The sequence below is a fragment of the Vibrio sinaloensis genome (assembly GCF_000808535.1).
GTDB classification, from domain to species: Bacteria; Pseudomonadota; Gammaproteobacteria; order Enterobacterales; family Vibrionaceae; genus Vibrio; species Vibrio sinaloensis_D.
Map to the genome: position 1 here is coordinate 38,907 of NZ_JWLV01000023.1, position 24,946 is coordinate 63,852.

The following is a 24,946-nucleotide window of genomic DNA, read 5'->3' on the forward strand; positions in this document are numbered from 1 at the left end:
TGAACATTATTCAGTAAATAACGTCTCGTATTTCACAAAGGCGGTTTGAGTTTCGCCATAGTAGAGCGTGCCTTCGGCTTGAATCGCGACGCGGAGCCAACTTTCCGCTGAGGCAGGTTTGGGTAACGTAATGTACCAGTTTTGACCTGCTTGATCGGCTGAAACCATATCGATAGGTTGACCTGTTTGATCTTGGCTGTCGACCAATGAGAGTTTGATGCCCTCGAGTGGAAATTGAGACTTCAATGAGAGCTGTAGCTCAGATGGGGTGAGCTTTTCTGAACGAAACTGCACTTTAAATTCACCATTTTCCATTCCGCAAAGACCGCTGGTATATCGGCAGTTGGATTTGGCAATCAACTTATAGCTTTGCCCTTCTTTGGCTGCGTGAGGTTTCTCACTGACCGCCATATCAGCACCGAAATAGGCGATGATCGATAGAATTGGGGCGACTAATAGAGCGACTATAAAGTGCTTATTTTTGAACATCTTGGCTTCCTTGCTACAACAGACTTCGAATACGGTAACGCAAAATTTGGAATAAAAAAGCCCCAATAGGGGCTTTTGTGGTTTAGGTATTGTTATTAGTGGTCAACAGCGTCGCCAGCACCTGCAGGTACACGTACGTGTTCCACCAAGTCTTTCACTTCTTGTGGTGTTTCAGCAGTGACTTTCGACACACCGAATGCAACGATGAAGTTAAATAGAGCACCAATTGCACCGAATGCGTTTGGCTCGATGCCTAGGAACCAGTTGCTACCCCAGCTTTCTAGGTATTTCCAATCAGCAATGAATAGGATGCCTTTGTGTTGGAATACGTAGAATAGCGTGATACTGATACCTGCAATCATACCTGCGATTGCGCCTTCTTTGTTGATGCCTTTGCTGAAGATACCCATCATTAGTGCCGGGAAGATGGACGATGCAGCAAGACCGAAGGCTAACGCTACCGTACCGGCGGCAAAGCCTGGCGGATTGAGGCCGAGATAACCAGCCACCGCAATCGCCACTGCCATGGAGATTCGACTGGCGAGTAGCTCTTTCTTCTCGGATATATTTGGATTTATTACGCCTTTGATTAAGTCATGGGATATCGCGGACGAGATAGCCAATAAGAGACCAGCCGCCGTTGATAGTGCTGCCGCTAGACCACCTGCAGCAACCAAAGCGATTACCCAGTTCGGTAGCTTAGCAATCTCAGGGTTAGCCAGTACCATGATGTCACGGTCAACTTTTAACTCGTTAGTCGCTGCGCTAGACGTGTACTGGATGTTGCCATCACCGTTCTTATCGTCGAAACCAAGTAGACCTGTTTTCTCCCAGTTCTTGAACCAGTCTGGACGCTCATCGTAAGCAAGGTGCTGACCTGGCGCTGGATTCACTGTATCCATTAGGTTTAGACGAGCCATTGCAGATACTGCTGGAGCCGTTGTGTATAGGATAGCGATAAAGACTAGAGCCCAACCCGCAGATGTACGTGCGTCGCGTACCTTAGGTACCGTGAAGAAACGGATAATTACGTGTGGTAGACCTGCTGTACCGATCATTAGTGACATGGTGTAAACGAACATGTTCAGCGTGTCGCCACGGACTTGCGTGGTGTATTCACTAAAGCCGAGTTCGGTCACCACTTGGTCGAGCCTATCGAGTAGATAAACATCGGTGCCCTGTATGGTACTACCCAAGCCAAGTTGAGGCAGTGGGTTACCCGTCAGTTGCAGAGAGATAAAGATTGCAGGGATAGTGTAAGCTAAAATGAGTACGCAATATTGAGCAATCTGCGTGTAGGTAATGCCCTTCATGCCGCCCATTACTGCGTACATGAATACGATACACATACCGATCAGAAGACCCGTTGAGTAATCCACTTCTAGGAAACGACCGAATGCAACACCTACACCTTTCATCTGACCGATAACGTACGTGACCGATGCGATGATAAGACACACAACCGCAACGATACGTGCCGCGTTTGAGTAGAAACGCTCACCTACGAACTCTGGTACAGTAAACTTGCCGAACTTACGTAGGTAAGGCGCAAGTAGTAGTGCGAGAAGTACGTAACCGCCTGTCCAACCCATTAGGAATACAGAGCCGCCGTAACCCATAAAGGCAATCAGACCTGCCATTGAGATAAACGATGCTGCAGACATCCAGTCAGCTGCGGTTGCCATGCCGTTAGCGATAGGGTTTACACCACCGCCTGCAACATAGAACTCTTTAGTTGAACCAGCACGTGCCCAAATCGCAATACCGATGTAGAGGATAAAGGTCGCACCAACAACGAGGTAAGTGATAGTTTTCAAATCCATCTGAGTTACTCCTTACTCATCTACGCCGAATTCACGGTCAATTTGGCGCATTTTCCACGCGTAGTAGAAAATAATACCTAGGAAGGTATAGATAGAGCCTTGCTGAGCAAACCAGAAGCCTAGCTTGTAACCACCTAGTTGAAATTGATTAAGTACGTCGACAAATAAGATGCCGCAGCCAAAAGAAACGACAAACCAAACCACCATTAGGTTGATCATCAGTTTTACGTTTTTGTCCCAATAGGCTTTGGCTTTATCCTGACTTTCAAACGCCATTGCCGCCTCCTTACGATTGGTTTTGTTGTTAAGAAAATGTTTCAATATCTACATTAGCAAGGGTGGGGCAAGAACTCTTTTCAACTTTAGTCGGGGCGTATAAAACAAAAAGTGCCTAAAAATTAGGCGCTTAAATAGATCTGGTAAGAAACTGTGATGTTAATGTTGTGTTAAATTAGCCAAAAGTCTAATGTTTGCTGGTCTATTCAGCGGAAATTTATCCACCGACATAGAAATCTTTAATTCCCATCAGCAGATTATTCACGGCTACCGCGGCTAAAATAAGCCCCATCACCCGACTAATAATCGCAGCGCCGACATTGCCAATCCATTTCTGGATATGAGTCGCACCCAGCAGCAAAAGCAACGTAATTAGTAGCACCGCAATCATCACGGCTGCGGTTAATCCTTGGTCGATCAGCGAATAGCGATGGTTGTCAGTAAGCATCACGATCGCCATCATCGCCCCCGGTGATGCAATCGACGGAATGGCGAGAGGGTACACAGCCAGATCAGCCAGATCGGAATGACTGATTTCCTCACTGAGTTTTGTCTCTTGTTCAGGTTTGGACTCACCAAAAATCATGGTCAGTGCAAATAGCAACAGTACCAGCCCTCCCGCTGCTTGGAAGGCGGGTAAAGGGATTTGCATGGCTTCAAGTAAAAGCTGACCCACTACAAGGAAAAACAACAGCACCCCAGTGGCGATGCCCACCGCTTTTAACGCAACAAGTCTGCGCTGCTTAGCGGTTAAGTGATGAGTTTGTGATAGGTAGACAGGGACGGAGCCGACCGGATCAATCACGGCCCACAAAACGACGAATTGAGTGATTAAGACACTTAGCAAGAGATGTACTCCCAGAGTTAGTGAACAGAGGGGTAAATCAGATTGTTGCCTGACTCGGAGAGTTTAGCAAAGTTTATTATTAAAAAGTGTCAGGTTGGCGTCAGTTAAGCTTCAGATTCAAGCTGCTGAAGTAGAATGACAGCTTGAGTTCGGTTTTTTACCCCTAACTTCCTAAATATCGCCGTCATATGGGCTTTTATTGTCGCTTCTGAAACATTTAATTCATACGCAATCTGCTTATTGAGTAGGCCATCAGATAGCATTCCGAGGACTTTGTATTGCTGAGGCGTTAAGGTGGCAATTTTCTGAGCCAAATCGTTGCATGCCGCATTGTTGGTGATCGAACCTTCAGGGAAGAAGGGTTCACCATTGAGTACTTGATTCAGTGCGCTAACGAGCTCACGCATGTCACTTGATTTTGGAATAAAGCCAAACGCGCCATGGCTTTTCACTTGGGTGACGACCGACGGCTCTTCACTGGCAGACACCACCACAATAGGCAGATCTGGATACTCGGCTCTCAGATGAATTAAGCCAGACATGCCATTCGCACCAGGCATCTTGAGATCAAGCAGCAGAAGATCAGGATCCTCTTCACGAGCGAGTACGGCAAGTAGGGCGTCTAAGGAATCCGCTTCGAGCAAGTTCGCGCCGCTGACCGCCATATGCACAGATTGAAACAGGGCATTGCGAAATAGCGGGTGATCGTCAGCGATGATGATGTTGTAGGTCGAATCCATGACGTTAAGCACTTATAACAATTTGGTTAACAGAATTATTGTCACCTTTAGCAATGTGGACAATGTTTATGCACTAAAAGTCTGAACTGTATCGGGTTTTATTAGAAAAATTGCATATAGATGAGCGAATTGCGTTTTGGAACTATAGCCGCGTCAACGTTCGTGGCAGGTTATAAGGCATTTGGCTTATGGGTAGCCTAAAGCTCATCTAGCGATAGTTAGGCTGAAAAGAGATGGGATGAGTCGTCGCGCCTTGAGTCTTCAAGGCGCGATATAAATGGCGCTTATAGGTTATGGGTGACCAAATGCGCTAAGAAAGGTTCGGCTTGCATAAAGCCGGTGACGCGTGCATTGCTGATCGCATTTCCGTTTGCGTCCCAGAAATCGATAGTGGGTAGGCCTAACACCTTCAGTTCTTTAAGCAGCTCAATATCTTGCGGTGTGTTCTTAGTGACATCTGCTTGGAGGAGAACAAAACCTTGCAACTTGTTTTCGACATCTGGCTGGTGGAAGGTGTATTTCTCAAACTCTTTACAGGCGACACACCAATCAGCGTAGAAGTCGAGCATCACCGGTTTGCCCGCTTGTTTGGCGAGCGCGAGTTGCTGATTCAATTCCGCGACATTGTTGATGCGCTGAAACTCAATGGTTGACAGCACTTGCTGCTCGCTGTGATTGCCAAACCAATAATTGAGCGTTGGTTGGGCGGACGCAAACAAGCCCAAAACGGCAATAATACCGACTGTACTCTGCTTCCAGCCGCCAAACTCTAAACTGTTCTTAATATGGTAAAGCCAACCGAATGCCGCGATACCCAGTGCTGACCACAAGCCTGTTGCCCATGCTTCCGGCAAGATGCGCTCAAGCAAGAAGATTGGCGCAGCAAGTAACACGAACCCAAATAGCGTCTTCACGCGATCCATCCAGTTACCTGCTTTTGGTAGCAGTTTATTACCAAACACGGCAACCAGCATCAGTGGAATGCCCATCCCAAGCGCAAGTGCGTAGAGCGCCACACCACCGGTGAGCAAATCGCCGCTTTGAGCTACGTAAAGAAGTGCGCCCGACAGTGGGGCGGTGGTGCAAGGTGAACAAACTAGTCCAGAAATCGCCCCCATAGCAAAGACGCCCCAAGAGCTTCCGCCTTGCTGCTTGTTGCTGAGGTTGTTGAGCCAAGTTTGTGCACTACTTGGCAGCTGAATGGTGTATAAGCCAAACATCGACAGCGCCAGCGCGACAAACAAAACACTCAAACCAATCAAGACATAAGGGTGCTGCATGGCGGCTTGGAACTGCAAGCCAGCAGAGGCAACGACCAAACCGAGTAGGGTGTAGGTCAACGCCATCCCTTGCACATAAATAAAGGCCAAACCTAATGCGCGTCGGTGGCTAAGCTTGCCGCTGCCTAACACGATGCTGGTTAAAATAGGGTACATAGGCAAGACACAAGGCGTAAAAGCCAAACCCACACCAAGGGCAAGAAACAGCAGTGGTGTCCACCAACTGTCGCTAAGTTGGGCTGCTAGACTTGTTTCCTTAGATTGTGGTGCGCTTTCTTTGCTTGGAGTATTGATGGCGTCGGCTTTAGTCCCACTTTGCGCTGGGATGACATTAGACGCCGAGTCAAACTCAAAGCTGGTGACATCAATCACCCGTGTCTCTGGTGGGTAACAAAACCCCGCTTTTGCGCAGCCTTGATATTGGACAATCAGACGCGCCCCAGATTGGTAATCGGCTAGGTTAATTTCAGCAAAAAGTGGTGTGGTGTAAATGTTTACATCACCGAAAAATTCATCTTTGTAGGGATCCCCATCACGCATCTCAACCTGGGCGACATTGACATTCTCTCCTGTGACGGAAATACGATGCTGATACAGGTAGTAGTCGGGTTTTACCTGCCAATCGAGGAAGACACGATTACCCTGTTGGTAGAAATTAAACGGAAAGGCTTCATCGACAGGAACAAACGTATTGCTGTTGTTTGCAAAACTCGGACTGGAGTTGGAATTGCCAAAGAGCGCCAATGCAGGTGCAGAAACGACCGTAAAACAGAGAATAAGCAGTGATAAGGCAAAGCGCATAAATTCGTCACTTGAGTAAAATTTGGTTTATTTTAACTCAATAAGACAGGGAAGGGCGGCAATTAGTTTCATCGATAAGAAAATTACTATCAGCGATGATGTTGGGCTAGGTTTTCGCCTAGCCCGAAATCTTATGCGACGCCAAGTCGAGTGCGAACCACGCGCTCACATGCGTCGATGTTGTCGGTGTCTTTCGGGATCACCAATACCGTGTCGTTACCGCCAACGGTACCTAGGATCTCGGTATGCGGATCAATATCGACTAAGCGAGCCACTAACTGGGCGCTGCCTGGGTGTGTCTTTACCACAACCATGGCTTGGTTGTGGGTAATGAACTCTATTTGCGAAGATATCGAAGATTCGACGCGCACAGGGGCGGTCTCTACCGTAATGCAGTAGACTTTTTTGCCACACGCATTTTGCACTTTAACCACACCCAACTGTGACAACAAGCGTGACACAGTCGATTGGCTGATGCCTTCGAAACCAATGTTAATTAAGGCTTCACGCAGTTCGTTTTGAGTGGCAAAACTCTGTTGTTGTAGCAAGCGCTTACAAGCCGCTGTCAGGGTTTTATCTTCGGTATAATCGATGTTCATAGGGTTTAGAGTTTCACTCATGGGAACTCCTCAGGTGACGTACGGATAAATCGTCCATGTAAACTTAGGCACTCCATTCTCCCTTCTGTGCCCAACGCTTGAGCGGTCACTCTATCGTGGTGACTTAGTTGAATATGGAGCCAGTTTACCACCAAAGATAGTGCGGCTTTGTGAATGGGATCGCCAAATAAAAAACTAAGTAAAATCTTGATTTTTGGTGATTTGTTCTGAATGGATTGGATATTTATCCTATTGGTTGAATAAATATCCAACGAATCAAAGGGCTACAGATGGTAGCCCTTGAAAAGTGAGCTTAACGTGCTTCGGCCATGATTTCGCGTGAGAATACTTTTTCACAGTAGTGACATTTCAGGTGCACGTTTTCCTGTTTTTGTTGAACTTTAAAGCGGCTTTCTACCGGTTCACCATGAGAAATACAGTTGCTGTTCGGGCAGACAAACACACTTTCAATGCTCTCTGGTAGCGTTAAGTTCAGCTTGCTGACCACCTTGTACTCTTCGATTTGATTAACCGTCGCTTTTGGTGCGTAGAGTGCCAGTTGACTTGCTTGCTCTTTGGTTAAGTAGGTGTTCTCAATCTTGATCAGATCTTTTGCGCCCAGCGCTGAAGATGGCAAGTTAAGACCAATCGTTATGCGCTGATTCGCTTTGTGCATTTTGAACAGCTTTAGCACTTTGATACCAACGTGCGCAGGAATATGGTCAATCACAGAGCCGTTGCGGATTGCTTCTACTTGTAGTTGAGTTTCTTTCACCATGATGTCTCTCCAGCTGATTAAATGTTTTCGTTAAGAACTAGGGCAAGTAATGCTTCGCGGGCGTAGACGCCATTTTCTGCTTGTTCGAAGTAGTAAGCATGCTTGGTTTTATCGACATCGACAGTGATCTCGTCAACACGTGGTAGAGGGTGAAGCACTTTTAGATTGTCGCGCGCTCCTTCAAGAGTGGCGGCGGTTAAGATGAACGCAGACTTCATGTGCGCGTACTCAGACTCATCAAAACGCTCTTTTTGTACGCGAGTCATGTATAAAACATCCAGCTCTGGCACCACTTCTTCAATGTTGTTGTGCATGCTGAACTTGATGCCTGCTTCCTCAAGCTCTTCACAGATGTAATCAGGCATAGCTAACGCTTCTGGTGCGATAAAGAAGAAGCGCACATTGTCGAATTTCGCTAGCGCTTGAGTAAGAGAGTGTACGGTGCGGCCGTATTTCAAATCACCGACAAAAGCGACGTTGAGGTTGTCTAAAGTGCCTTGCGTTTCATGGATAGAGAACAGGTCGAGCAGCGTTTGAGTCGGGTGTTGGTTTGCTCCGTCACCGCCGTTAACAATCGGCACGCCATTAGAAAACTCAGAAGCAAGACGCGCTGCCCCTTCTTGTGGGTGACGCATCACAAACGCATCCACATACGATGAGATAACTTGAACCGAGTCCGCCAATGTCTCGCCTTTTTTCGCTAGAGACGTGTTACCACCGTTGTCAAAACCGATTACGCTGCCACCCAAACGCTCAACTGCCGTTTCAAACGATAGGCGAGTACGCGTTGAAGGCTCAAAGAAGCAGCTGGCTACTACTTTGTTTTTCAGCAATTCAGGGTTGGGTTCTGCCTTTAATCTTGCTGCGGTATCGACGATAAGCTCTAGCTCTTTGCGGCTGAGCTCTGGGATGGAGATGATGTGCTTTTTAAACAATGAATGCGCCATAACAGTGTGTCCTTGTCTCAAATCAAACGTAAATTACAGACAAAAAAAAGCCCCCTAAAATAGGAGGCTTTAAAATAGAATCAATGGAGAAAATGAAACAGACAACGATCCCGATTCTGGGCGCGTTTGGTAACAACAATTTGTTGTCAGTGGCTGTGTCATTTTTGCTACTCCTTAGACAAATTGCGGAGGATTATACGCACAAAAAAACGCCTTGCAAGCGTTTGCGAAAAGTATCCAGAAATTGGATTTTTATGCGAATTTCGCATATTTTCGCTTCGTTTTCTCAGTCATTGTGAGAACTTGCTTGAAGGCGTTTGGGTCGCTATTTTGTTTCAATCTGTGTGAAAAAAAATGCGGACTTTATTCATGGAGTGATAACTCTAATCCTGCCGTCCGCATTTCCCTGCAGATTAGTCGCCTAGAGTAGCAACCATTACAGCTTTGATGGTGTGCATGCGGTTTTCTGCTTCGTCGAATACGATAGAGTGTTTAGACTCAACCACTTCGTCTGTTACTTCCACACCGTCTTTCAGTTGTGGGTATTCCGCCGCAAGCTGTTTACCAACTGTTGTGTCTTCACCGTGGAATGCTGGTAGGCAGTGCATGAATTTCACATGTGGGTTGCCTGTTGCTTTTAGCATGTCCATGTTGACTTGGTAAGGCATCATTAGGTTGATACGCTCAGCCCATGCTTCTTTCGCTTCGCCCATCGATACCCATACGTCAGTGTATAGGTAGTCACAGCCTTGAACGCCTTCTTGAACGTCTTCAGTTAGAGTGATCTTCGCACCTGTTTCTTCTGCGATTTCGCGACATGTTGCTACTAGCTCTTCTTCTGGCCAGAATGCTTTTGGTGCTACTAGGCGAATGTCCATGCCCATTTTCGCTGCGCCAACCATTAGAGAGTTACCCATGTTGTTGCGCGCATCACCTAGGTAAGCAAACTTCATTTCGTGTAGCTGTTTACCACGGCCGTGTTCCATCATAGTTAGGAAGTCAGCTAGGATTTGAGTTGGGTGGAATTCGTCTGTTAGGCCGTTCCATACTGGCACGCCAGCGTAAGCGCCTAGCTCTTCAACGATTTCTTGACCGAAACCACGGTACTCGATGCCGTCATACATGCGGCCAAGAACGCGTGCTGTATCTTTCATTGACTCTTTGTGACCGATTTGAGAGCCAGATGGGCCTAAGTAAGAAACTTGAGCGCCTTGGTCAAATGCTGCAACTTCAAATGCACAACGTGTACGAGTTGATGTTTTCTCGAAGATTAGGGCAATGTTTTTGCCTTTTAGACGAGGTTGCTCATAGCCGTTGTATTTCGCTTTTTTCAGCTCCGCTGATAGATCCAAGAAGTGTTGGATTTCACGTGGAGTAAAGTCTAGTAGTTTTAGGAAGTTACGGTTGCGTAGGTTGAAAGCCATGATGTTTTCCTTCTTAGGGTTTAGCGCTCTCTTATTGCAGGGAAAGAGGTAAGAAAACGCAGAAATTAATAGTGTTTGTTGCTTTAAGTTTTGCCACAGTGGGGAGCGAGGCATGAGTGTCATGATTCAACGAGGGTCGACCTCTCGATGTCTCGCTCCAGCTATGGGGTAATAATTCGTTTAGCCTTTCGTGATATTGGTACCCGCGGTGCCTTGAAGGATGCGTAAACCATCTTCCAAAGAGCCGATACCGACCACTTTTCCGCCTTGCTTGATGAACTCGCACGAGGCTTCGATTTTTGGTCCCATGGATCCTGCATCAAACTCGTATTTCGCTAGTTCAGTTGGCGTTGTGCCGCGCAGTGCGTGCTGTGTTGGTTTACCCCAATCTAGGTAAACAGCATCAGCGTCAGTCAGGATAAGCAGTGCATCGGCATCAAGTTGTTTCGCGAGGAACGCTGCAGACATGTCTTTATCGATTACCGCTTCAACACCCACCAGTTTGCCGTTTTCGCGCTTCACTGGGATGCCGCCACCGCCAGTACAAATCACCAAGTGGCCTTGTTCAATAAGCGCTGTGATCGCTTCGTGCTCGATGATGCCTGTTGGTTGTGGGCTAGGAACCACGCGGCGGAAGTGCTTGCCGTCTGGCTTGATGGTCCAGTGGTATTTCTCAGCCAGTTCACGTGCTTCGGCTTCTTCGTAAATTGGGCCAATTGGCTTAGTTGGGTCCGCAAATGCTGGGTCGTTTGGATCCACGGTCATTTGCGTTAGCATGCAAGTTGCGTTGACGTTCGGCATTTGGTTTTTGAACTCTTGCATTAGCATGTAACCGATCATGCCTTGCGTTTCGCTGCCTAGTACATCAAGTGGGTAAGGGGCGACTTTTTTGTATTCCAAACCTTGCAGTGCCAATAAGCCAACTTGTGGGCCGTTACCATGAACAAGTACGACGTTGTACTCTTGTGCGATTTCAGAAATGGTCTTAACCGCGATTTCGATATTGTGGCGTTGTACTTCTGCTTCTAATGGCTCACCGCGACGAAGTAGAGCGTTACCACCTAGTGCTACAACAACTGTTTGTTTTGTCATGTTGAAAATCTCTCTGCAGGGGGCGAGAGCCAGAACTCTCGCCTTTTAATCACTTACTTAGATGCCGTCACGTTCGATTGGGCAGCTCATGCAGCGAGCGCCGCCGCGACCACGACCTAGCTCATCACCTGGGATAGGTAGAACTGTGATGCCTGCTTTGTCGTATTTTTCGTTGGTGTAAGTGTTGCCTTCGTAGCCAATAACAACGCCTGGTTTCACGGTTAGAACGTTGTTTGCATCGTTCCACTGTTCGCGTTCTGCGTGGAAGTTGTCACCACCTGTTGTGATTAGGTTCAGCTTGTCTACGCCCAGCGCTTTCTCGATAGCGGTAACGAAGTAGCCTTCTTCTTTCACGTTGACAGCGCCAGACTCATCGCCAGTTAGGCTCCAGCATTTCACATCTTTGCGAACCACTTCTGGGTAAACCGAGAAGGTGTCTTCGTTCATGTGTGTCATTACTGTGTCTAGGTGCATGCAAGAGCGGTGTTTTGGTAGCTCCATTGCGATGATTTGTTTCGCTTGACCATGTTTGAATAGGCTAGATGCCAAGTGCTCAACACCTTGAGCCGTTGTACGCTCAGACATACCGATAAGAACAGTGCCACGACCGATAACAAGAACGTCACCGCCTTCGATGGTTGAGTTGTCGTAGTTAATGCTCTCTTCATCGCCGAAGTACTTAATGAAGTCTTGGCCAGCGAATGTTGGGTGCCAGCGGTAGATTGCGCGAACATGGTTTGTTTCACGTTGACGAGCTGGTTTCGCCATTGGGTTGATTGATACGCCGCCGTAAACCCAGCAAGACGTATCGCGAGTGAATAGGTGGTTTGGTAGAGGTTCAATAATGAAGTCTGTTGGCGCATGTAGGCCTTGCATCATTGAGGAAGACTTCATTGGCATCTCTGCGTAAGAAAGGCCACCCGTTAGAATTTTTGCTAGCTCTAGGTTTGGAAGATCACCTAGGTAGCAACGAACGTCATTGGCGAATGTTTTACCCAAACGGTAGTCTGATACTTGGCGGTTTAGTAACCATTCTTTCGCTTCTGGCACGGCTAGCGTATCCGCTAGTAGGTCAGTAAGAAGAAGAACTTCAACACCTTGATCGCGTAGAGTTTGAGTAAATACGTCATGTTCTTTACCTGCACGCTCTACTGCCAACACGTCATCAAATAGCAGATCGTGACAGTTAGATGGTGTTAGGTGAGTCAGAGCTCGTCTAGGGCGGTGAACAAGAACGCGACGTAATTGACCGATTTCAGAACCTACGTAAAACTTACTCATGATCGTATCTCTCTTATTTTTAATTAGCTTTTAAATAAAGCTAATATTTAATTTGTAGGGAAAAGAAGAGTGAATTTATTTATTCACTTATTTGTTCTGGAATTAATATTACGCCTCTCTGGGGAGGAATCTTAGAGATCGCTCACAATTCATTTTTTATGCTCAAAGCCCCGTATTTAAAGGGTTTTAACAATATCTATGCACTTGTTATTTCGCTGTGAACACCCTAATCACGCATTATTTGGGGAAGTTTATGCATGAAATATTCACCAAGGTTTGTTGTTAGGTGTAGAAAGGGAAATGTATTCAAAAATAATTGCGTGATAAAAAAGTGAATAGGTTAGAAATATGCACTCAAACTTTCTAGATAAGTGTTTTTTAGGTCGAAATTAATCCTCTGGTAACAAATGTTTTGTTGGTAACTTATACATAGATCACAAAACTCAGTTTGCTAGTTCCTAGAAATTTTCTGTTTGAAATAAATAAAACTGTGCCATGAAGATAAAATATCTAATATAAAAACGTTCTGTTATTTACTCTTTTTATTTGTTATCGCTATAACCTTGATGACAACGCTATTTAGCGTGGCTTAGCTGCCAGATGAAGGGTGAGTGTTAGGTGGTTGATTCGTAAAGGGAGAGGCGTGAAAAACGCTGGGTTTGCGTCATTGAAGATGCGTTCGACTTTGCGGGCAACGGTGATTAGGCCAAATAAAAAAGCCGCACAAGGCGGCTTTTGAGTAAGGCTCGTTGTTCTGTGAGCCTGGGCAAGGAAAAGTCAGTGTTAGATGATTGCACCGACACTGAGTACTGCGATGCAGAACAGAGCTAGAATCGCAAGCAGTGGCGCTACCCATTTGACGTAACGGACGTAAGGAACTCGGGCAATCGCAAGGCCACCCATAACCACTGCCGACGTTGGAGTCACTAGGTTCACCAGGCCTGAAGCAGATTGGTACGCCGTTACAACTAGGTCGCGACCTACGCCTGCAAAGTCAGCCAATGGCGCCATAATTGGCATGGTCAATACCGCCAGACCTGAGCTTGAAGGCACTAGGAATGACAACAGTACTTCAAGGAAGAACATTACGTTGATGAACACAACAGACGATAGACCTGTCACCATTTGCTCAGCTGAGAACAGAATCGTGTCAGTGATCATACCGCGGTCCATGACCACTACGATACCACGTGCGATACCAATGATTAGCGCAACACCCAGTAGGTCACGAGCGCCGTCAATAAAGCTGTTGGTAAACTCTTCTTCGCTCATGCGAGCAACCAGACCAATGATGATGGTTGATGCTAGGAACATCGCTGAGATCTCAGCCATCCACCAACCTGCAACCGATACACCGTAGATCATGACTGCGAACGAGGCACCAAAGATACTTAGAATAAGCTTGCGAGTTCCGGTGAATTCTAAGCGCTCGCCAGTTTGGTTACCTAGGAAGTGAGCTTTGTTTTCTTCGTATTTATCGTAAACCACAGACGTTGTTGGGTCGTTGCGAACCATACGAGCATAACGCATCACGTAAGCGACACAGATAACCCAACCGATAAGCAGAGCGATTACACGTAGCACGATACCATCTGTAAATGGAATGCCCGCTGCGTTTGCCGCGATAACGGTGGCGAATGGGTTGATTGTCGAACCTAGAGTACCAATACCCGCGCCAAGTAAAACAGTAGCTGCAGCAACTAGAGGGTCAAAGCGCGCCGCCATCATGACTGGAACAAGTAGGGTATAGAAAGGCAATGATTCTTCTGCCATACCATAGACGGTACCGCCGGCCGCAAACAGTGCCATCAAGATAGGTATCATCAACTCTTCACGACCTTTTAAGCGATCGGTCACGCGTTCGATACCAGCATCAATGGCCCCTGTTTTGGTTACAAGTCCAAGGAAGCCACCGATGATCAAAATGAATAGTGAAACGTCAATCGCCGCAGCTTCGTAGCTATTGTGGTCATAGAAACCATCAATCGGTGCAAGAAGTACGTCAATCACGCCTTGAGGGTTACCGTCTACCGGCTGATAGGTGCCAGTAACAGGGACTTCTCGACCTAAGTCTTCATTCATTACGCGATCATATTGACCTGCTGGCACTATCCATGTCAGTAGAGCAACCAGTGCAATCAGTACGAAAAGAATTGTATAGGCGGAAGGGAATTTAAAGTTGGCAAAGAAGCCACCTTTTTTTTCTTCAGTAGGTACAGTTTGGGTTGTCATGGTGATCTCCTTACTTTTATTTATGTGTCCACAAATAAAAGTGAATCAGCGACTATTAGATTTAAAAAATAAATAACTTAGGGAATAAGTTATTGGTAAATTTGTTTTTATTTAATTAGGAACTTATTAGCTCTTGTGGGTTATTTTAAAATGTCATTCACTCTGTAACTTTGGTGATCTTCACAAAAATATTCAGTAAAAAATAGGTGGTGTGATGAGTGTTTTTTTTATGTGGTTAATTGGTTAGAAAGAAGGGATTTCTATGCCAAAGGATTGATGTAAACCCTTTTGTCAGGGGCGGTAAACCAGTAAAAAAAAGATAGGTGGGAATTTTATTCAAAGCGGCGGATTTAAATGCACAAAGAACTTTCGAGAACTTTTTTGATTAATATCAAACTTGATTTGTGACCTAGGTTTTTTTACTAAGGATGAAATAAAAAAAGAGGAGCCGAAGCTCCTCTATCAGTCATTGGTGAGTCTAAATAAATAGACTGCCGAACGTAAAGCCTAGCGCAACGGCAGAGGCAATCGTCACTACTCCCGGAATAAAGAACGGGTGGTTAAAGACGTAGCTACCAATGCGTGTTGAGCCTGTGTCGTCCATTTCAACCGCGGCAAGCAGCGTTGGGTAAGTGGGCAGTACAAACAGCGCACTCACTGCTGCAAAAGAAGCAACGGCTGTCAGCGGGGCAACACCGATTGCGAGTGCTGCTGGCATGAGCGCGACAGTGGTTGCACCTTGTGAGTAAAGCAGCATGGATGCAAAGAATAGAACCAACGCAAGCATCCAAGGGTAGTCTGCCAATAGCGCGCCAGCGACTTCTTTAATGCCGTCAACGTGCGCATTAACGAATGTTGAGCCTAGCCATGCCACACCAAGAACACACACACAAGCCGTCATACCAGAGCGGAATGTTGCAGCCGATGGAATTTTTGCCGCGTCAATTTTAGTGATCATCACGATTGCAGCTGCCGCCGCCAACATTACCGTCATGATGGCTTCGTTGCGTCCTAGTGCAGGGTCCACAATCAGACCTACAGACTTAGAAATGGCGGCTGCGTAGCAAACAACAAAGCCAATTGCCGCAAGGAAGATGTAGGTGGCTGTCTTCGCCGTTGGCAAGATCTCACGCTTTGTTTCCGTCGATAGCTTGATGAGTCCTTTTTCTAGACGATCTTGATAAATCGGATCATCTTTCAACTCACTGCCCATAAAGTTCGCTACAAACGCACCAATCATACAAGCGACAAAAGTGGTTGGAATACAAACCGCAAGCAGCGTTAGGTAGTCAACACCCATTGGCGCAAGCATCGCGGCAAACGCAACTACCGCTGCCGAGATTGGCGAAGCCGTAATCGCGATTTGTGATGCGACAACCGCGATAGAAAGCGGGCGAGACGGACGTACGCCTTGGCCTTTCGCAACTTCAGCGATCACTGGCAAGGTTGAAAACGCAGTGTGACCAGTACCTGCCATTAGTGTCATTAGGAAAGTGACAATCGGCGCGTAAAAGGTGATGCGCTCGGGGTGCTTACGCAAAAAGTTTTCTGCCACTTGTACTAACCAGTCCATACCACCAGCAACCTGCATCGCTGCGATTGCGGTAATCACTGACATGATAATTAAGATGACATCGATCGGAATAAACGCCTGGCTAGTAGGAACACCCAAGACCAGTGATAGGGCTATCACACCCGCACCACCCGCTAAACCAATACCGATACCACCAATTCTTGCTCCCAAATAGATGAAGAGCAGAACGACGATGAGTTCGACTGCTACCATATTGTTACCTCATAAAGTGTATTTTGATTTTAATTATCTAAACACTCTGCTCTGCGGTTGAATGTTTAAATAATGAGGCTCGCAAAAACCATGCAATGAGTGGGGTTAACCGTATGCAAGCCTAAAAAAGGCCCCGTTTGGGGCCTTATCGATTCGCTTATTCGTAGCGTTTTGCTTTATAGGTTGGGTGCATAAAGTTCTCGACGGAAAGAATGTCGTCCAACTCTTCTGCGGTGAGTAGTCCACGCTCCAATACCACTTCGCGCACGCTCTTACCGGTTTCCGCACAAATCTTACCGACGATGTCACCTTCGTGGTGGCCAATGTATGGGTTTAGGTAAGTGACGATACCGATAGAGTTATAAACGTAGGCTTCACACACTTCTTTGTTGACTGTGATGCCATCGATGCACTTATCACGTAGGTTCACACAAGCGTTTTTCAAGATGGTGATTGATTCAAACATGCTTTGAGCAATCACTGGCTCCATCACGTTAAGTTGAAGCTGGCCGCCTTCTGCTGCGAACGAGATCGTGTTGTCGTTGCCAAGCACTTTGAAACACACTTGGTTAACCACTTCTGGCACTACTGGGTTTACTTTTGCTGGCATGATTGAAGAGCCCGCTTGAAGTTCAGGCAGGTTCAGCTCGTTGAGACCCGCGCGAGGACCAGAAGAAAGCAGACGTAGGTCGTTACAGATCTTAGACAGCTTAACCGCTAGACGTTTTAGCGCGCCGTGCGTCATTACGTAAGCGCCACAGTCAGAGGTCGCTTCGATAAGATCTTCAGCAGGCACCACTTCAAGGCCAGTCACTTCCGCTAGGTGTTTCACTGCTGCCGCTTGGTAGCCTTGTGCTGCGTTCAAGCCAGTACCGATAGCGGTTGCACCTAGGTTGATTTCCAGTAGCAGTTTTGAAGTGTAATCCAACGCACGAATCTCTTCGTTTAGGGTTACCGCCCATGCGTGGAACTCTTGACCCACTGTCATCGGTACCGCGTCTTGAAGCTGAGTACGACCCATCTTCAATACGTCTTTAAATTCTTGTGCTTTAAGTTCGAAGGCACCTTTTAGGTACTCAATCGCTTCCATTAGCTGGTGAACACTGTTGTAAACCGCAATACGGAACCCCGTTGGGTATGCACAGTTAGTGGATTGGCTCTTGTTGACGTGGTCATTTGGGTTAATGAACTCGTATTGGCCTTTCTCTTTGCCCATCAGTTCAAGAGCAACGTTGGCGATCACTTCGTTGGTGTTCATATTGACAGAAGTGCCCGCACCACCTTGGAAAACATCTGAAGGGAACTGATCCATGCACTTGCCTGTTTCAAGAATCAAGTCACACGCTTCAAGAATGTAGTTCGCAACGTCTTTTGGGATCACGCCTAGCTCTTTGTTGGCAAGAGCGGCTGCTTTCTTCGTCATCACCATACCGCGTACAAACTCAGGTACGTCAGAAATGGTCATGTTAGAAATATTGAAGTTCTCGATAGCACGTAGAGTATGAATGCCGTAGTAGGCATCAGCCGGTACGTGACGCTCACCTAGTAGGTCTTCTTCGATACGGGTAGCAGGGGCTGCTGTTTTTGGAGCATCGGTTAGGGTAGCCATCACAGGATCCTTAGATAATTATTCTGATAATAAAGTGAATTACTAGCCAATCTGTAGTTTAAGAATCCATTCGTCAGAGTTTTAGGCTGTTAAATCCGTCCTGACTTATGTGGCACATAATACTGTACCTAGCGCATAAAAATAGTAACTGGATCACCTTTTTCGCTTTTGTTTAGTTAAAGTTTTGCAAGATATGAACAGGGTATGAATAGCCCTTTAGGGGTAGGCGTCTATTGAGGGATTTATCACGCTTTTTTACAGCTTCAATTTGAGCTCACACATCAGAGCACGTACACTGACATCAACAAAGGAGGGCGTGTGTTTCCTATCTTATTATTACTGTTTATCTTCGTACCTATTATTGAAATAGGCCTGTTTATACAAGTTGGTGGTTTCCTAGGTTTATGGCCAACCATCGCTTTGGTGCTGATCACTGCGTTTGTTGGCGCATCGCTAGTCCGTAGCCAAGGTTTGCAAACCTTAATGTCGGTACAAAACCGCCTTAATCAAGGTGAATTGCCAGCACAGCAAATCTTTGAAGGAGTCATGCTTGCCGTTGCGGGTGTGCTTTTACTCACACCTGGCTTTATGACAGACGCATTGGGCATGTTGGTGCTTCTGCCAGCCCCACGAGCAGCTATTGCGAAGTACCTGATGAGCAAAATGGTGGTAAAAACGGTCGGTGGTCAGGGCTTCCATGGCAGTTTCAATGGCGACCAGTTTGGGCAAAATCCATTTGAAAATGACCCGTTCAATCGCGACCCGTTCCAATCCCAAAAAGGAGATACCTTTGAAGGAGAATATGAACGTAAAGATGACGATGAGCAAAATCGATTGAAATAAAAGGTTTAAGTATCGAATCGAGGCGCTGCTTAGCGCCTTTTTTTGTTTGGTATTAACATCATTAACCACATTGTGTTTACATTTTCTGTGATCTTAGATTTATTACTCTAAATTTGAAGCGTTGATTTTATCAATAGCCGACAAATCTGTTGAAACGTCAATCACCTTCTATTTATGTCAATTATGGGTGAGATCTTTGTCTCACTAAGAGTGAATGTAATTTTACTTTCATACAATGAAACATGATATTTGCCACAATTCGTCAACAAATGGACGTAGACAAAAATATAACGAATGGTGGTGGAACAAATGAACAACACACTTTCTCCAAAACTTCTTACCCTCTGTATCGCCTCTGCACTCTCTGGAACGGCGAGCGCAGAGATTGTTCTTTCTCAATATGTCGAAGGCGGTAGCTTTAATAAAGCTGTAGAAATCGCCAATACCGGCACTGAAGCGGTCACACTAACAGGCTATGAGTTGGTTAAGTCTTCTAACGGCGGCGGCACTTGGGGTAGTAATCTAGACCTGAGCGAGGTAACGATTGAAGCTAACCAGGTTTACGTGGTTGCTCACTCAGACGCGAGTGATGCGATTAAAGCAGTTGCTGGAAATTTAAACACTGGCGTCTCTAACTTTAACGGTGACGATCCTATTGCACTACTTAAAGATGGTGCTGTGCATGATGTTATCGGGGTAATGGGCGATGTAGATTTTGGCAAAGATACTACGCTGGTGCGAAATAGTGACGCTTTGACCCCTTCCGCTACGTATCAAGCGGGTCAATGGACCTCTTTCCCGAAAGATAACATTGATGGGTTAGGCCAGCTAAATTCCGTTGAGCCACCGGCGCCTTTCGAATGTAAAGTCGATGGCGCTGACCCAACCTTTACTTCGATTCAAGATATTCAGGGTGAAGGTGATACATCCCCATTTATTAATGGCTATCCGTTTAAGACTGAGGAAGACTACTATGTAACGGGCGTGGTGAGCGCAGTGACGACCGGTTTAACCAAAGGCTTCTATCTACAAGCGCTAGACAACGACGACAACCCTAAGACATCAGAAGGCTTGTTTATTCATACTGATTTTGCTGATACCGAGCTTAAAGCGGGTGATGTGGTTTGTGTGAAAGGCAAAGTACAAGAGTATTACAGCAATACTCAACTTGCGTCTGATGCACAAAGCTATACTAAGACCGGAACATCAACGGCTTCTTTAGTGACGCCATTGGTGTTAGAAGAAGGTGAATCTCTACGTGACGCACTAGAGCGTTATGAAGGTATGCAGGTTGAGTTGACTGCAGCGAGTGATTTGTTTGTTACCCGCAACTTCTCTTACGACTACGATTCACGCCGTAACAATATGCTACTTTCTCATGAAGGGCCGTTGTTCAAGCCAACTCAAGTACATGCGGCAGATAGTGACGAAGCGAAAGCGCTCGCAGCCAAGAATGCACAGAACCGGATTTTCCTAGAGTCTGACGGTAAAGCAGCAAGCGGTCAAATTCCATACTACCCGGATTTTGCTAAGGACGTCGATCAAGACGGCTCCTCTGAGCACCATATCCGTCTAGGTTCTCGTGTTGAAGGTCTGCACGGTGTGATCAACTATAGCTACAACGAATACCGTATCATCGCGACTAACGATGTCACCAACACGAATTTCGTTACGACAGGTGAAGGGTTTGATGTTGCGCGTAAAGCGATGCCAAGCATCAAAGAATCTGACTTACGCGTCGCGAGCTTCAACGTACTAAACTACTTCACGAGCCACAGTTCAATTGGCGGTCCTCTAAACGTATCATGTTCTGACCAGGCTGATGCGGATGCATCTCGCGGTTGTAACCGAGGTGCGAAAGAGCTCGACGAGTTCTTGATTCAAAAAGCTAAGATTGTCAATGCCATGGTTAAGATGGACGCGGACATCATTGGCTTGATGGAAGTCGAAAACAACGGTTTTGGTGATGGCAGTGCGATTCAAGACCTTGTGGATGCTCTGAATGCAGAAATGGACGATACTAGCGATCACTACAGCTTCGTGGAGTTAGACGACAAAGATAAGGTGCAAGGTGAGTTCTTTGGCACCGATGCAATTATGGTTGCGATTCTTTACCGCGCGAACGAAGTGACGCCGAATGGTGACGCAAAAGTGATCGTTACACCAGAGCAACATATTGCTAAGGACACTATCACTCGTAAAGATGGCGCGGAAGGTAACCCTGCCTATGACAAGTATCAGCGTCATAGCTTGCTACAAACATTTAAAGTAAAAGAGTCTGGTGACGATCTATCCATTGTTGTTAACCACTTCAAATCAAAAGGTTCGGAGTGTATCGAAGAGTGGATTGCTGGCGTCGAAGACAGTGAACCTGCGGATCTGCAAGGTAACTGTAACAACTTCCGTGTATCAGCTGCTCGTGCGGTAGGCGAAGCTATTAAAGATGTTAAGGGTGACGTGCTTGTCATGGGTGACCTGAATGCTTACGGCATGGAAGATCCACTATTGACCCTAACAGATTACTCGGCGACCACGAATAACTATGGTCGAGAGATCTACACGGCGGCCTACACGAGTATCGGTGGAGGCGAGGTCACTCCAAAAGCGACTAAGATTGAAGAGGGGTATGGCTACATTAACCTCAACACGTTATTGCATGGAGCAGACACGTTCTCGTACACGTATTCTGGTGAGCTTGGTAATTTAGATCATGCCCTAGCAAACAGCAGCTTGGCACAGAAAGTCGTTGCTATTGAAGATTGGCATATCAACGCGCTAGAAAGTAACTTGTTTGAATATAGCAGTAAGTACACAGGTGATATGCCGAAGTACAAAGACGTGTATTCTGCTTCAGATCACGATCCAGTGCTGATTGCGATTGATTTCCCAGATACTGACATCGACTTACCTGAAGAAGGTGAAAACCTAACGGTTGAAGTTCGTCTTCCTGTTAATGCAGTTGTTGGGGATATCGTTACGGTTACGTTAGGAGCGCCAGCTCAACAGGAGTCTGCTCGCACTGCTAACGGCGGTAGCTACACAGCAAGCGTTACGTTAGAGCAAGCACATATTGATGCTCGTAGTGTCAAGGTTGAGTTTGATGATGTTCCTGAGGAAGGTTCATATGAACTGGTTGAGAAAGTCACTGACTCAACGGGAACCAATGTGAAGTATGAGGCGACTCGTACTGTTGAAGTGGCGAAAGCTTCAACAGCTGACGACAACGAAGATTCAGATGGTGGTTCTACAGGTTTCGGCTTGCTGGTTGCTCTATCGGGTCTGCTAGCTTGGCGTCGCCGCAAGTAACATGTGCAAATGAGAAAGAGCCAACAAACGTTGGCTCTTTTTTTATAGGTATTGGTCTTCTTCTAGGCATCGTTGCTGGTCAAAGTGATCATAGCGACCTTTAGGTCCCTTAAAGTGAATGTTCACCACCATGCCTTTATCTACGAAGTAGCGCAGGTTATCGCAGGAGACCTCACGACCAATCTTCTTGATAATGGTCGTTTTCCAGTGGTGTCTCGGCGGCAGTGTTTGCACTAAAGAGATAACGCCAGACTCATCGACAGTCAAATCATCAATACCTGCCAGCGCAGTGCGAGCTTCTTCAATGGTTTGTTTATCTGCTGTTGGTGTTGGAACATCTGACGTTGATTGACAACCAACCAGTGCGAGCGAAGCCACTAGGCTTGCGACGATTGCATTAAATTTCATTATATTTCTCTGTAACTATTTGTTGTGTATCTGCTTTTATTAGCGGCTCAATCATATGATAGATTTGCGGTGTGCATCTAATGCTTATTTGTATTTGTTTTAATTATCGTTATCTGTAGCAAGTTTAAGAACATATTGCCCGAGCGATTATTACTTGCCTTTCTATCTTCTTATTGCACAATACCGCTCCTAACTTCGAAATACTTAGTGCTTGTTTCTGCCATGCTGTTAATTATCGATAACTACGACTCGTTTACTTACAACCTCTATCAGTACTTCTGTGAGTTGGGGGCTGATGTGCAAGTGGTACGTAATGATGAAATCGATATTGCCGGTATTGAAGCGTTAGCGCCTTCGCACTTGGTTATCTCGCCTGGGCCGTGTACCCCTAATGAGGCGGGTATCTCGTTGCAAGCGATAGAACATTTCGCGGGGCAATTACCCATTCTGGGAGTTTGCTTAGGGCATCAAGCCATCGCGCAAGTTTTTGGTGGCGAAGTGGTGCGCGCTCGGCAAGTGATGCACGGTAAAACCTCGCCTGTTAGACACAATGGACGAAGTGTATTTACTGGTTTGAACAATCCACTCACCGTGACCCGATACCACTCGTTGGTGGTGAAAAATGGCACTCTTCCCGACTGTTTTGAGTTAACTGCTTGGACTGAGTTTGAAGATGGTGCTATGGATGAAATTATGGGCTATCAACATAAGACCTTACCGATAGATGCGGTCCAGTTTCATCCAGAATCGATCAAAACGGAGCAGGGGCATGAGCTGCTCGCCAACTTTCTGAAGCGATAAACCCTGACTGGGATCACCTTTCTTAACATTTCTTTCATAATTCAAGCGGCGAATATTCTGTGAAAAACTATTCGCAGCCTATGTCATTGCTACCTTTCAGCCCTTGCTATGCCTATGCTTAATCAGAGCTTATCTTTGTTATAAGAATATATTGCTTCATAAAACGAGTGGCATCGTGCATAAATACTCACACATGATGGGAATTCGGCTTTTTCAGTGTGGATAAAAAGCATAAATCACTATTGAAAAGGTTAATTGTTTGTAAATACAATGCCGTAATTGCTTAAAAGCAAAACAATATCTTATTTCATTGAATAGAAGTAAGGACACCATATTCGCTATGCATGCGGTATCGAGAGGGAATGTGCAATGACTGTAGAAAATAATGTAGAACGCGGTTTGTTTGATGAGGTAATGGTACCTTGTTATAACCCAATGGAAATGATTCCAGTAAAAGGCGAGGGTGCTCGCGTTTGGGATCAGCAAGGTAAAGAGTACATCGACTTTGCTGGTGGTATCGCCGTGAGCTGTCTAGGTCATTGTCACCCAGCAATGGTGAATGCATTAACAGAGCAAGGCCAAAAGCTGTGGCACCTCAGCAACGTGATGACTAACGAGCCAGCGCTGCGTCTAGCGAAAAAGCTGACCGAAGTGAGCTTTGCAGAAAAAGTATTCTTTGCTAACTCGGGCGCTGAAGCGAACGAAGCTGCTCTTAAGTTGGCGCGTCGTTACGCTGCTGATAAGTTTGGTCCAGAGAAATCTGAAATCATCGCATTTAAACAAGGTTTCCACGGTCGTACCTTCTTTACGGTCACTGTTGGCGGTCAAGCGGCCTACTCTGATGGCTTTGGTCCTAAGCCAGGTGACGTGACGCACCTACCTTACAACGATGTTGAAGCGCTGCGTGAACATATCTCAGATCGCACGTGTGCCATCATGATGGAACCGCTTCAAGGTGAAGGCGGCATCATCTCTCCAACAGACGAATTTGTTCAAACTGTTCGTGAACTGTGTGACAAACACAATGCACTACTGATTTTTGATGAAGTTCAAACCGGTAATGGTCGTACTGGTCATTTCTATGCTTACCAAGGTTTAGGTGTTACGCCGGATATCCTAAGTACCGCGAAATCTTTAGGCGGCGGTTTCCCAATTGGCGCGATGCTAACGACTACAGAGCTGTCTAAGCACCTAAAAGTGGGGACTCACGGTTCAACTTATGGTGGTAACCCATTGGCGTGTGCTGTGGCAGAAGCGGTTGTTGATGTAGTGAGCGCACCAGAAACGCTTGCTGGCGTTGCTGAGCGTGAAGCGCTGTTCCGTGATGGCTTGGCTAAGTTAAATGATAAATACCAAGTTTTTGCCGAGGTTCGTGGTAAAGGGTTATTACTCGGTGCTGCACTTAATGATGAGTGGCAGGGCCGTGCTCGCGATGTTTTGGTCGCAGCAGGTAAAGAAGGATTAATGGTACTAGTTGCGGGTGCAAACGTAGTGCGTTTCACGCCGTCACTTGTCATTAGTAAAGAAGAAATCGAAGAAGGATTAGCACGCCTGGATAAAGCATTAGCGTCGCTAACACAATAA

At 46.3% G+C, this 24,946-nt stretch carries 20 protein-coding genes; 4 read left to right on the top strand and 16 right to left on the bottom strand.

Annotated elements, in window-relative coordinates:
* Nucleotides 1–6: 6 nt before the first annotated feature.
* The 15 genes from RJ47_RS13565 to aspA all read right to left on the bottom strand — a co-directional run bounded on the left by RJ47_RS13565 (nucleotide 7) and on the right by aspA (nucleotide 18,004).
* Nucleotides 7–489 carry a hypothetical protein gene (locus RJ47_RS13565; protein WP_038192714.1) on the bottom strand — a complete coding sequence of 161 codons (483 nt, stop codon included), beginning with the start codon at nucleotides 487–489 and terminating at the stop codon, nucleotides 7–9.
* A gap of 95 nt (nucleotides 490–584) precedes the next feature.
* Nucleotides 585–2,312 carry a sodium:solute symporter family protein gene (locus RJ47_RS13570; protein ID WP_039484429.1) on the bottom strand — a complete coding sequence of 576 codons (1,728 nt, stop codon included), beginning with the start codon at nucleotides 2,310–2,312 and terminating at the stop codon, nucleotides 585–587.
* Nucleotides 2,313–2,324: 12 nt separating this feature from the next.
* Complete coding sequence (locus RJ47_RS13575) at nucleotides 2,325–2,588, bottom strand: DUF4212 domain-containing protein (RefSeq protein ID WP_005470918.1); 264 nt, start codon at nucleotides 2,586–2,588, stop codon at nucleotides 2,325–2,327.
* A 217-nt stretch (nucleotides 2,589–2,805) separates the two neighbouring features.
* On the bottom strand, nucleotides 2,806–3,435 hold the full coding sequence (locus RJ47_RS13580; protein ID WP_039484431.1) for a MarC family protein: 630 nt from the start codon (nucleotides 3,433–3,435) through the stop codon (nucleotides 2,806–2,808).
* A gap of 104 nt (nucleotides 3,436–3,539) precedes the next feature.
* On the bottom strand, nucleotides 3,540–4,175 hold the full coding sequence (locus RJ47_RS13585) for a response regulator transcription factor (protein ID WP_039484433.1): 636 nt from the start codon (nucleotides 4,173–4,175) through the stop codon (nucleotides 3,540–3,542).
* Nucleotides 4,176–4,459: 284 nt separating this feature from the next.
* Complete coding sequence (locus RJ47_RS13590) at nucleotides 4,460–6,256, bottom strand: protein-disulfide reductase DsbD (protein ID WP_039484436.1); 1,797 nt, start codon at nucleotides 6,254–6,256, stop codon at nucleotides 4,460–4,462.
* A 131-nt stretch (nucleotides 6,257–6,387) separates the two neighbouring features.
* Entirely contained in the window at nucleotides 6,388–6,876 is a 489-nt protein-coding gene (locus RJ47_RS13595) for an arginine repressor (protein WP_005471135.1), read from the bottom strand.
* Between the two features lie 292 nt (nucleotides 6,877–7,168).
* A complete protein-coding gene (pyrI, locus tag RJ47_RS13600; RefSeq protein WP_038139221.1) occupies nucleotides 7,169–7,633 on the bottom strand; it encodes an aspartate carbamoyltransferase regulatory subunit in 465 nt (154 codons plus the stop codon).
* Nucleotides 7,634–7,650: 17 nt separating this feature from the next.
* Nucleotides 7,651–8,580, bottom strand: a complete 930-nt coding sequence (pyrB, locus tag RJ47_RS13605; protein ID WP_039484439.1) for an aspartate carbamoyltransferase — start codon at nucleotides 8,578–8,580, stop codon at nucleotides 7,651–7,653.
* A gap of 413 nt (nucleotides 8,581–8,993) precedes the next feature.
* Nucleotides 8,994–10,004: an ornithine carbamoyltransferase gene (locus RJ47_RS13615; RefSeq protein ID WP_005470961.1), complete on the bottom strand. Its 1,011-nt coding sequence runs from the start codon at nucleotides 10,002–10,004 to the stop codon at nucleotides 8,994–8,996.
* Nucleotides 10,005–10,184: 180 nt separating this feature from the next.
* Nucleotides 10,185–11,096, bottom strand: coding sequence for a carbamate kinase (arcC, locus tag RJ47_RS13620; RefSeq protein WP_005471046.1), 912 nt, complete (start codon nucleotides 11,094–11,096; stop codon nucleotides 10,185–10,187).
* A 57-nt stretch (nucleotides 11,097–11,153) separates the two neighbouring features.
* Entirely contained in the window at nucleotides 11,154–12,377 is a 1,224-nt protein-coding gene (arcA, locus tag RJ47_RS13625; RefSeq protein WP_005470929.1) for an arginine deiminase, read from the bottom strand.
* A gap of 783 nt (nucleotides 12,378–13,160) precedes the next feature.
* Entirely contained in the window at nucleotides 13,161–14,609 is a 1,449-nt protein-coding gene (locus RJ47_RS13630) for a YfcC family protein (protein ID WP_038192730.1), read from the bottom strand.
* Between the two features lie 478 nt (nucleotides 14,610–15,087).
* A complete protein-coding gene (locus RJ47_RS13635) occupies nucleotides 15,088–16,395 on the bottom strand; it encodes an anaerobic C4-dicarboxylate transporter (protein WP_005471049.1) in 1,308 nt (435 codons plus the stop codon).
* A gap of 157 nt (nucleotides 16,396–16,552) precedes the next feature.
* Nucleotides 16,553–18,004, bottom strand: coding sequence for an aspartate ammonia-lyase (gene aspA / locus RJ47_RS13640; protein WP_005470944.1), 1,452 nt, complete (start codon nucleotides 18,002–18,004; stop codon nucleotides 16,553–16,555).
* 318 nt (nucleotides 18,005–18,322) lie between these two features.
* On the opposite strand from aspA, the gene RJ47_RS13645 reads away from it, so the two are divergent.
* The gene (locus RJ47_RS13645; protein ID WP_039484443.1) at nucleotides 18,323–18,847 is read left to right on the top strand and encodes an FxsA family protein; all 525 of its coding nucleotides are present in this window, start codon (nucleotides 18,323–18,325) and stop codon (nucleotides 18,845–18,847) included.
* A gap of 309 nt (nucleotides 18,848–19,156) precedes the next feature.
* Nucleotides 19,157–22,153, top strand: a complete 2,997-nt coding sequence (locus RJ47_RS13650) for an ExeM/NucH family extracellular endonuclease (protein ID WP_039484531.1) — start codon at nucleotides 19,157–19,159, stop codon at nucleotides 22,151–22,153.
* 42 nt (nucleotides 22,154–22,195) lie between these two features.
* On the opposite strand, the gene RJ47_RS13655 is transcribed toward RJ47_RS13650, so the two are convergent.
* A complete protein-coding gene (locus RJ47_RS13655) occupies nucleotides 22,196–22,561 on the bottom strand; it encodes a hypothetical protein (protein ID WP_038139246.1) in 366 nt (121 codons plus the stop codon).
* A gap of 222 nt (nucleotides 22,562–22,783) precedes the next feature.
* Here RJ47_RS13655 and RJ47_RS13660 point away from each other — a divergent pair, with 222 nt between their 5' ends.
* Together RJ47_RS13660 and RJ47_RS13665 are read left to right on the top strand one after the other, a co-directional pair.
* Nucleotides 22,784–23,362, top strand: coding sequence for an aminodeoxychorismate/anthranilate synthase component II (locus RJ47_RS13660; protein WP_039484532.1), 579 nt, complete (start codon nucleotides 22,784–22,786; stop codon nucleotides 23,360–23,362).
* Nucleotides 23,363–23,731: 369 nt separating this feature from the next.
* Nucleotides 23,732–24,946: an aspartate aminotransferase family protein gene (locus RJ47_RS13665; RefSeq protein WP_039484446.1), complete on the top strand. Its 1,215-nt coding sequence runs from the start codon at nucleotides 23,732–23,734 to the stop codon at nucleotides 24,944–24,946.

What these genes read in the sequence shown, in the direction of transcription:
- RJ47_RS13665 (WP_039484446.1), top strand. Translation starts at nt 23,732, where the DNA reads ATGACTGTAGAAAATAATGTAGAACGCGGTTTGTTTGATGAGGTAATG.
- RJ47_RS13590 (WP_039484436.1), bottom strand. Translation starts at nt 6,256, where the DNA reads ATGCGCTTTGCCTTATCACTGCTTATTCTCTGTTTTACGGTCGTTTCT.
- RJ47_RS13660 (WP_039484532.1), top strand. Translation starts at nt 22,784, where the DNA reads ATGCTGTTAATTATCGATAACTACGACTCGTTTACTTACAACCTCTAT.
- RJ47_RS13595 (WP_005471135.1), bottom strand. Translation starts at nt 6,876, where the DNA reads ATGAGTGAAACTCTAAACCCTATGAACATCGATTATACCGAAGATAAA.
- pyrI (WP_038139221.1), bottom strand. Translation starts at nt 7,633, where the DNA reads ATGGTGAAAGAAACTCAACTACAAGTAGAAGCAATCCGCAACGGCTCT.
- RJ47_RS13615 (WP_005470961.1), bottom strand. Translation starts at nt 10,004, where the DNA reads ATGGCTTTCAACCTACGCAACCGTAACTTCCTAAAACTACTAGACTTT.
- aspA (WP_005470944.1), bottom strand. Translation starts at nt 18,004, where the DNA reads ATGGCTACCCTAACCGATGCTCCAAAAACAGCAGCCCCTGCTACCCGT.
- RJ47_RS13635 (WP_005471049.1), bottom strand. Translation starts at nt 16,395, where the DNA reads ATGGTAGCAGTCGAACTCATCGTCGTTCTGCTCTTCATCTATTTGGGA.
- RJ47_RS13575 (WP_005470918.1), bottom strand. Translation starts at nt 2,588, where the DNA reads ATGGCGTTTGAAAGTCAGGATAAAGCCAAAGCCTATTGGGACAAAAAC.
- RJ47_RS13570 (WP_039484429.1), bottom strand. Translation starts at nt 2,312, where the DNA reads ATGGATTTGAAAACTATCACTTACCTCGTTGTTGGTGCGACCTTTATC.
- RJ47_RS13585 (WP_039484433.1), bottom strand. Translation starts at nt 4,175, where the DNA reads ATGGATTCGACCTACAACATCATCATCGCTGACGATCACCCGCTATTT.
- pyrB (WP_039484439.1), bottom strand. Translation starts at nt 8,580, where the DNA reads ATGGCGCATTCATTGTTTAAAAAGCACATCATCTCCATCCCAGAGCTC.
- RJ47_RS13655 (WP_038139246.1), bottom strand. Translation starts at nt 22,561, where the DNA reads ATGAAATTTAATGCAATCGTCGCAAGCCTAGTGGCTTCGCTCGCACTG.
- RJ47_RS13650 (WP_039484531.1), top strand. Translation starts at nt 19,157, where the DNA reads ATGAACAACACACTTTCTCCAAAACTTCTTACCCTCTGTATCGCCTCT.
- arcC (WP_005471046.1), bottom strand. Translation starts at nt 11,096, where the DNA reads ATGACAAAACAAACAGTTGTTGTAGCACTAGGTGGTAACGCTCTACTT.
- arcA (WP_005470929.1), bottom strand. Translation starts at nt 12,377, where the DNA reads ATGAGTAAGTTTTACGTAGGTTCTGAAATCGGTCAATTACGTCGCGTT.
- RJ47_RS13565 (WP_038192714.1), bottom strand. Translation starts at nt 489, where the DNA reads ATGTTCAAAAATAAGCACTTTATAGTCGCTCTATTAGTCGCCCCAATT.
- RJ47_RS13630 (WP_038192730.1), bottom strand. Translation starts at nt 14,609, where the DNA reads ATGACAACCCAAACTGTACCTACTGAAGAAAAAAAAGGTGGCTTCTTT.